We start from the raw sequence: 8845 nt of genomic DNA on the forward strand, positions 1-8845 counted from the left end.
CTGACCGGCTGTGGATAAATCCCGCGCCCGATGCAGTACAATCGCGACTTTTAATCGCCAACCAGCCGGCCATTCCGATGATCGAACCCAAGCGCGTCTTGCGCGCCCTCGCCGAACACTGGGCCCTGCTTGAGCCACTGTGCGAACACTTCGACCAAGGCACCCTGAGCCTGAGCGAACTGCGCGCGCAATTGGCGGCCCAACAACTGGACAGCACGCCCCAGGACATCACCAGCCTGCTGGACGTGTGGATTCGCCTGGATATCCTGGTGCCTGTCGCCAAGAGCCCGAACCGTTTCGAGCTCAACGCGCAGATCCACGACTTCCTGGCGTATCTTCGCAAGGAGCACCGGCTTGGCCTGTGCCTGGAAATCGAAGCCTACCTGCGCCACCTCGAGCGCCTGGCCGGTTATATCCAGGACGCCTTCGACATCCGTGATGGCCACGACCTGGCCCGCCAGCTGCGCCTGCTCGACATGCGCGTGCGCGACGTGTTGAAAAAACTCGCCAACGACGAACAGGCCCTCGCCGCCGTGGCCGACCGCGCCAAGACCAGCGACCGGCAGATTCCGTTGCGCCAGCGTTACGCCGAAGTCCTGGCGACCTGGGACGAATACGTCGAACCGATGATCCAACTGGTGAACGCCGACGGCGCCTTCGAGCAAGGCGTGCGCAAGGTGGAGAACGTGCTGCTGCGCATGCTCACCGAGCAGCAGCGCCTCGGCCACCTGGTGGACGACGACATGCTGCTGCGCACCCACGCGCGCATCCTCGAGATGCAGACCAGCGCCCAGCTGACCCTGCGTCATGCCCGCGAGCTGCTACTGCCGCTGCGCGAAGAAGCGCGCCGGCATAATGCTGTGACCCGTGGCGCGGCGTTGGCCTTGTCGGCCATCCGACGTAAAGGCCTGGACGCGGTGCCGCAGGCGGCGATGCCGATGTTTACCCGGCCGCAAAGCACCTTCCTCGGCAGTGCCAGCCAGGTCGAGGCCTATGTGTATGCCCTCGCGAACTTCGAGCCGAAGCCGGCGCGTTTCCCCAAGGCGCACAAATCCCACAAGGGCGACGCCCAGCGTGCTCCGCGCACGGTCAAGGAAATGCTCGAGCGCTGCGAAGACGCACTGCCGATGCCGGACCTGATGACCTGGCTGCTGGAGCAGGAACCGGACGGCGCCACCGACGAATTGCTGTACTGGTTCTCGCGCCTCTCGCGTGAAAAACGCTTCAAGCGCGAACGCCTGGAACGCCGCGATTACCACACACACGAGCACCAGGTCAGCCTGCGCTCATTCGCCCTGCTCCCGGCCAGCACCGACTCCGCCGAGAATTCTGCGAGCACGCCTTATGCATCTTGATCTATCCGAACTGTCCCAGCTGGCACCGATCTTTCGCGAGCTGTTCAAGGGTTACCACGTCAGCCGCCGCGACCCGGAGCTGTACGCACAACTGTCGAACTTCCAGGACCAGTACCGCACGCTGTTCAAGGCCCTGGGCTTTGAGCTGGTGTGCGATACCCGTGGTTTCTACTACTTCGTGCCGGACTCGGCCATCGCCAGTGCGCAGGTGAACAAGACCGCCCAGCGCCTGGCGTTGTTCACCTTCATCATCGTCGAGCATCTGGCCGACCAGGGCCGCGACCCGATTGCCGTGCTGGATGGTGGCAGCCTGGGCCGTGATGAGTTGCCGTCGCTGCTGGAGAAGTACCGCGACCTGTTTATCCAGGCCGAGGTGCAGACCCAGGAAGAACTCGAAGAGAAAATCATGCGCCGTATGACCCAGCTGGGTTTTGCCAGCGAAGACAACGGCATTTATCGCTTCCTGCCGCCCATGCACCGCTTCCTCGATGTGTGCCTGTCGGTGCAACAAGACCGCGACCTCGCAGCCAGCGTGCACAGCGTGTTGCCGCTGCCGGCACCGGTGATCATCGACGAAGACAGCGATGAGAAATTGCTGAAAACCGATGACCCACTCGACTTGAGCGACTTCGCGGATGAAAGCGAAGAAGACGCCCTGGCACGTGCCATTGCCGAAGAACAGGAGACCGACGCATGAGCAAGGAACGCTACGGCATCCGCCGCTTCGCCCTATTGAACACCGCCGGCTACAGCCTGGGCTTGTTCCCGCTGGAAGAACCGCTGTCGGTGTATGGCGCGAACAACCTGGGTAAATCCGCGTCGATCAACGCCTTGCAGTTCCCGATCCTGGCGCGCATGTCGGACATGAGTTTCGGCAAGTACACCCTGGAGCAATCGCGGCGCTTCTACTTCGCGACCGACACCAGCTACATCCTCGTGGAAGTCTCCCTGCCCCACGGCCCGCACGTGATCGGCGTGGTCGGGCGCGGCCCTGGCGGCGGTTTCGGGCACCAGTTCTTTGCCTACGCCGGTAAGCTGGACCTGGCTCACTACCAGAAGAACGACACCTGCCTGCGTCAGAAAGAGCTGTTCACCAACCTGGAACGCGAAGGCCTGAAAGCCTACGAACTCAAGCCGGATGAACTGCGCCGGTTGTTGGTGGGTGGTCATACGTCGATCCCGCTGGACCTGACGCTGATCCCGCTGCGATCCACCAGCGAGCAGAGCCTGAAGACCTTCCGCGCGCTGTTTATCAACCTGCTGCACATGCGCGAAATCACGGCGGCCAAGCTCAAGCAACTGTTTCTGGATGCGTTTGAACACAGCCTGCGTTCTGGCAGCGTGGATTACATCGCGGCGTGCGAAGAAGCCTTCCGCGATGTGCGACGCATGGAGCAGGATTACAACTCGCTGGTAGCGGCCGGCCCGCTGGTTGAAGCGCTGTCCAATGGCGTTCGCCAGCGCGACGTGTTGCGCGGCAAATTGCATCGCCTGTCGCCACTGCTGGATTCGTTGCTGGGCACCTGGTCGGACTACGCCAGTGCGCGCAAAGAAGAGCTGACGATCCAGGCCGAGCACTACCGCAATGAGCAGGATGCGCTGCAGAACGACCAACGTGGCGGCACCCAGGAGCTGATGCGCCTGGAGCGGGAAATCAGCGGGATCCAGCGTTGGTTGGGCGAGCTGTCGGTGCTCAAGCATCGCTTTGCGCTCGTGGATGACGTGAAAGTGCTGGAGCAACAGCTGCTGGCGGCCAAAGATGCTCACGATGAATTGGCGGGCGCCCTCGCGCAGTCGCGGCAGTTCAGCGCCGAGGATTTAGACGAGCGTCTGCGCGACCTGGAAAAGCGCTTGAAGTCGGTCAAGCAGCAGCTCGACCACGCCGACAACAACAGCTACGCCAAACTGCGGGAAGAATTCTCACAGCAGGATGTCGAGCGTCTGATGCGCCTGTTCAACAGCTCGTTGTTCAGCCTGCCGTTGGGCGAGCATGGCATCACGCTGGATGAGGACGGCCAGTGGGTCAAATCCCTGGAGCAGATCCTGGATGGCTTCAAGGGCGAGCGTTTTGAAGTGCCGGGGCTGTCCATCGACATCTCGCACATCGAACCACCGGCCTTACAGGCTTTGGCGGATCGCGCTGCGTTGCGCGACCAGAAAGAGCGACTGGAGAAAGAACTCAAGCAGCTGAAAACCCAGCAGGCTGTCGCGTCTGACCGCGCCGCGAGCAAGACCCAGACCGAAGCGCTCTACCAGCAGGTACTTGACGCACAGAAGGCTCTCGAAGACTTCCGCCGCGCACAAACCCTAAGCGCGGAAGAAGGCGAGAAGCTGGAAAACCTGGCGCAGATGGAAGCGGCGCAAGATGAGTTGAAACGCTCCAGCGATGCGTTCACCGAGCGCGTCCAGCAACTGTCGGCCAAGCTGCAACTGGTAGGCCGCCAGATCGGCGATATGGAAGCCAAACAGCGTACGCTGGATGACGCGTTGCGCCGTCGCCAGCTGTTGCCGGCGGACTTGCCGTTCGGCACACCGTTCATGGACCCGGTCGACGACTCCATGGACAACCTGCTGCCGCTGCTCAACGACTATCAGGACAGCTGGCAAGGGTTGCTGCGCGCCGATGGCCAGATCGAGGCGTTGTATGCGCAGGTGCGCCTCAAGGGCGTGGCCAAGTTCGACAGTGAAGATGATGTCGAGCGTCGCCTGCAACTGCTGATCAATGCGTATGCGCATCGCACCGATGAAGCGTTGACGTTGGGCAAGGCACGTCGCGCGGCGGTCACTGACATTGCGCGTACCCTGCGCAATATCCGCAGCGACTACGACAGCCTTGAGCACCAGTTGGCGTTGTTCAACCGCGAGATCAACAAGCGTCAGGTCTCCAACCTGCAGAGCTTCCGGATCGTGTTGGCACCGAACAAGGAAGCGCTCAAGCATATCGACCAGATTATCCACAGTGCCGGTCAATACGAAGAGGGCGAGACCCTGTCGGTGTTCGACCTCAGCCAGAGCGCCGAGCAGGACAACAAGAACGAAGAAGCCAAGGAATACCTCGCGCGCCTGGTGGCTGCCAACCATAACCAGCTGGGCCTCAAGGACCTGTTCGAGCTGGCCTTCGAGATCACCAAGGTGCATGGCCAACCCGTGATCCATACCGACATTGATGGCGCGGCGTCCAACGGCACCACCATGACCATCAAGGCGCTGACCAACATGTACTTGTTGCTGCACTTGATGGACCGCGACCAGGCCGGGCGTGTGCGCTTGCCGTACTACCTCGACGAGGCGGCGGATATCGATGAGAAGAACCAGGCGGCGTTGCTGGAAACCAGCTTGCAGCTGGGCTTTGTGCCGATCCTCGCCAGTGTGAAGCCGCAGGTGTCCGCCCAGGTGGCGATCGACCTGGAAGGCGGTAGCGGGCCAAACGGGATTTATATCGATGAGGCGGATTGGAAGTATATCCGTCGTCATGATGCGGTGAAGGCGACGGTGAATGTGCAGGCGGATGAGCCGGAGTTGGATGAGGTCTGAGTTTTTGCGCTGAAATGCAAAAGGCCCCTGGATGAGAATCCAAGGGCCTTTTTTTGTGTTGTTTGTGCCGGCGCCTTCGCGGGCAAGCCGTTCCCACAGCTAACTGCGTTTATCCTGTAGGAACGCAGTCAAATGTGGGAGCCGGGCTTGCCCGCGATGGCCGCGACTCGGTCTATTTACCGAGTGGAATCTTAGGCGCCCAAGTGAGCCATTCATCTTCGAACTTGTCGAACAGCGGGAAGGTTTGCTGCGGCCGAGCGGCGTTGCCCATGCGCTCGCCGTCTGGGGTGGCGAAGGCGATGCCGCCGGCAACCAGGGTTTCCAGCGATTCGGTGCGTACGGTGGCGCCTTTGAACAGGCCGAAGTCGAGGCCAAAACCGCTGGTGTTCCAGAAGCGGCTGCCACTGCGTACCAAGGGTGCGTACTTGGGCTCGATCAGGACATGGATGAGTACACGGTCCGCCGTTTGGCCCAACTCGTAACCTGTTACTTTGCCGACGGTAACTTCGCGATAGGTGACCGGTACGCCTTCCTTGAGCGAACCGCGGCGTGCGGCGCTGAGTGTCAGGCTCAAGCCAGCTTCCTGGTGGGCGGCTTCAGGAGGCTGGTCCAGCGCGACAAAGCTCTTTTGCGGGCCAGCGTTTTTCGCAGCCGGCTGCACTTCGATGTATTGCCCGGTAACCAGGGTTTCGAGGTTGGAGGTTTTCATCAGGCCCAGCTCAGGCTTGACTACCCAGAACTGGCTGCCGACGCGCGCAATGCGGTCCGCTACCTGGGTGATACGTGCACTGAGCACTACCGACTGCATATCCGCACTGAGGTCGACACTTTCGATCTTGCCCACGTCCAGGCCCTTGAAGCGCACCGGGGTGCCAGGGCGCATGCCATCGGCGCGGTCGACTTTGATAGTGACCAGAGTGCCATGTTGGTTGGCGGCGTCTCGGTCGGCAAACAGACGGAAACGCGGAATGCGTTTTTTCAGCGGTACGTTCGGTTGCGGGGTTTCAAACGCGATACCGCCGGCCATCAAGCTGGCCAGGGATTCACTTTTCACCTGAATGCCACCGGTGAGCCCACCGGTCAGGGTGACACCGCTGGCGTTCCAGAAGCGCGTCGAGCCGTTGACCAGATTTTCGTATTCCTTCTCGATGTGAACGCCGATCACCAACTGTTTGTTCTTGCGCGAGAATTGGTAGCTCTGCACCGAGCCGACCTTGACCTGTTTGTAGAGAACCGGGCTGCCGACATCCAGGGAGCCGAGGTTATCGGTAAACAGCACCATGTGCAGGCCCGGTGAACGCAGGTCCAACGGTGGCGCTTTGGCGCGGGCGATGTACTCGCGTTGTGGTGGAGTGCCTTTGTCACCTGGGCGAATGGCGATGTAGTTGCCTTTGACCAAGGCTTCAAGGCCAGTGATGCCGGCCAGGGAGATAGAGGGTTTGACTACCCAGAACTGGGTGTCCTGAACCAGGTAATCCTCGGCCAAGGGGTCGAGTGTCAGTTCGGCATTGGCACTGGAAAGATCCGGGTTGATTTTCAGGGTCTTCAGGCTGCCAACTTGGATGCCCTTGTACATGACCGGAGTACGCCCGGCCTGCAGCCCCTCGAAATCTGCCAGCTGAACCTTCACCTTGATCCCGGCGGCGGCGGCGTCGAAATCTTCGTAGAGCCGGAAAGGCAGGCTTGGATCGGTCGGCGGGCTGTCCTTGCGATTCTCGGGCGTGGCGAAGGCGATGCCACCAGCAACGATGCTGGAGAGCGATTCGCTGCGCACCTTCAACCCGGACAGGTTGGCGTCGATGCTGATGCCACTGGCGTTCCAGAAACGGGTGTGTTTGCGCACCAGGCTGGCGTAGGTCGGTTCGATATAGACCTTGATTTCGACGGTGCTCTGGTCCTCGGAAAGCAGGTAGCTTTTGACTTGCCCAACCTGTATCTGCTTATAGAACACCGGGCTGCCACGGTTGAGCGAGCCAAGACGGTCGGCCTTGACGGTCAGGTGAAGACCGGGCTTGGCGTCGGACAAGGGTGGCTCTTCAGAGAGCGCCTTGAATTTGCGCGAGGGCTCACCGTCGCCTGGACTGGCGGCGATGTAGTTACCCGATACCAGGGTTTCCAGGCCGGTGATGCCGGCAAGGCTGACGCTGGGTTTGACCAACCAGAAGCGGGTATTGGTCTTGAGGTATTGCTCGACGTCCTTGTTCATCTCGATGGTGGCAATCACCCCTCGATTATTACCTTCGTCGTCCAGGGCCAGGGCCTTGACCTTGCCCACCGGCATACCTTTGTAGACCACTTCGGTTTTGTTGACTTGGATACCTTCGCCGCTTTCAAAGCGCACTTGGATATCGATGCCCTGCTGGGAATAGGCACGCCATCCCAGCCAGCCACCAATGATCAGGGCAATCAGGGGCAGCACCCAAATGGCCGACCAATTGGAGGCCGGGCGGGTTTTAGCTTTAGGCAAATCACTCATGGTCGTCGTCCGACTCCGTGTTATCCCAAATCAGTCGGGGATCAAAAGTTACTGCGGCAAGCATCGTCAAGATCACCACACTGGCGAACGCTGCAGCACCGAGATTGGCCTCGACACTGGCAAGTCGTCCAAAATTTACAACGGCCACCAAGATGGCAATCACGAAGATATCCAGCATGGACCAGCGACCGATGAATTCGATAAAGCGGTACATCACAATGCGTTGTTGCGCGGACAGCGGTTGGCGACGCTGCACCGAGAACAGTAGCAGACCTATGCCTACCAACTTGAACGTCGGTACTAGGATGCTGGCGATGAATACGACTGCCGCAATCGGGAACATACCGTGCTGCACCAGTTGGATCACACCGGCCATGATGGTACTGGGATCACCTTGCCCCAAGGAATTGATGGTCATGATGGGCAGCAGGTTAGCCGGGATATACAAAATCGCTGCCGTGACCAGCAACGCCCAGGTGCGTGTGAGGCTGTTGGGACGGCGGGCATGGATCAGCGCACCGCAACGCGTGCAGATCTGCTCATCCGAATCAGCGTCTTGTTTGTTCAATTCATGACATTCGGTACAAATCAGAATGCCTGCATCAATCGCCCGCATGATCGTCCTCTCCTGAGAGCGCTTGCCAGATCTGGTGGGGCGACATCACCACCTCAAGCAACACTTGAACCATTAGTAGGCTGACAAAACAGACCAGGCCCAGTCCGACTGTGATGGAGGCCATGTCGGCGAGTTTTACGATCGCCACCAGCACGCCCATCAAATAGACCTCCAACATCCCCCAATCCTTCATGTGATGGTAGATGCGGTACAGCAGCAGTCCATAGCTGCGGCCGATGTTCCAACGGATGCTGAGCAACACTGCCAACTGGCAGAGCAGCTTGAGCAACGGAATGCCCATGCTGCACAGGAACACCACCACAGCCACGCCTTGCATGCCTGTATCAAAAAGGCCAACAACGCCGCTCCAGACGGTGTCTTCAGAGGACTGCCCGAGTAGATTGAGCTGCATGATGGGTAAAAAGTTCGCGGGGATGTACAGCAACAGTGCCGCAAGTACCAGGGCAAGGCTACGTTCAACGACATTGTGGCGGTGAGCATACAGCTCGTAACCGCAACGGGGGCATTGGGCTTTTTCGCCGAGGGCGAGCACTGGCTTGCGCATCAGCAAGTCGCACTCGTGGCATGCCACCAGGTCGTCCAGTGGTAAATCCGACACCTCAAGGGCATCAACCGGATCGGGCATAGATAGGGCTCGGACTCTAAAAAAGGTTAGGTGCCTATTCTAGTGGTCTAGTTCAGAAATAACTGTGCAAATTTGTCAGGGGATCAAGTGTCGGTTTTGGGTTTTCGACCGCCCAAAACAAAACCCCATCTGCTTTCGCAGATGGGGTTTCGGAATTTAATCTTGACGATGACCTACTCTCACATGGGGAAACCCCACACTACCATCGGCGATGCATC

Annotated in this window: 6 protein-coding genes; 3 read left to right on the top strand and 3 right to left on the bottom strand. The window is 59.7% G+C overall.

Annotation, left to right across the window (positions count from 1 at the left end; translation table 11 throughout):
* The first annotated feature begins 77 nt into the window (after positions 1-77).
* From mksB to mksF, 3 genes are read left to right on the top strand one after another with little or no spacing between them, the layout of a single operon-like run.
* Complete coding sequence (gene mksB / locus AC3ZU9_RS16025; RefSeq protein WP_012722060.1) at positions 78-1355, top strand: Mks condensin complex protein MksB; 1278 nt, start codon at positions 78-80, stop codon at positions 1353-1355.
* Positions 1345-2052 carry an Mks condensin complex protein MksE gene (gene mksE / locus AC3ZU9_RS16030; protein WP_012722059.1) on the top strand — a complete coding sequence of 236 codons (708 nt, stop codon included), beginning with the start codon at positions 1345-1347 and terminating at the stop codon, positions 2050-2052. Before mksB ends, mksE begins: the two co-directional genes overlap by 11 nt.
* A complete protein-coding gene (gene mksF / locus AC3ZU9_RS16035; RefSeq protein WP_012722058.1) occupies positions 2049-4889 on the top strand; it encodes an Mks condensin complex protein MksF in 2841 nt (946 codons plus the stop codon). Before mksE ends, mksF begins: the two co-directional genes overlap by 4 nt.
* A 172-nt stretch (positions 4890-5061) precedes the next feature.
* On the opposite strand, the gene AC3ZU9_RS16040 is transcribed toward mksF, so the two are convergent.
* Genes AC3ZU9_RS16040 through AC3ZU9_RS16050 form a run of 3 tightly spaced genes read right to left on the bottom strand, consistent with a single transcriptional unit; the run spans position 5062 to position 8627 of the window.
* Entirely contained in the window at positions 5062-7365 is a 2304-nt protein-coding gene (locus tag AC3ZU9_RS16040; RefSeq protein WP_012722057.1) for a PqiB family protein, read from the bottom strand.
* Positions 7358-7981 carry a paraquat-inducible protein A gene (locus tag AC3ZU9_RS16045; RefSeq protein WP_012722056.1) on the bottom strand — a complete coding sequence of 208 codons (624 nt, stop codon included), beginning with the start codon at positions 7979-7981 and terminating at the stop codon, positions 7358-7360. The genes AC3ZU9_RS16040 and AC3ZU9_RS16045 overlap by 8 nt, the downstream gene beginning before the upstream one ends.
* A complete protein-coding gene (locus AC3ZU9_RS16050; protein WP_012722055.1) occupies positions 7968-8627 on the bottom strand; it encodes a paraquat-inducible protein A in 660 nt (219 codons plus the stop codon). Before AC3ZU9_RS16050 ends, AC3ZU9_RS16045 begins: the two co-directional genes overlap by 14 nt.
* Between the last annotated feature and the right edge of the window lie 218 nt (positions 8628-8845).

This window comes from Pseudomonas sp. A39, assembly GCF_058145955.1.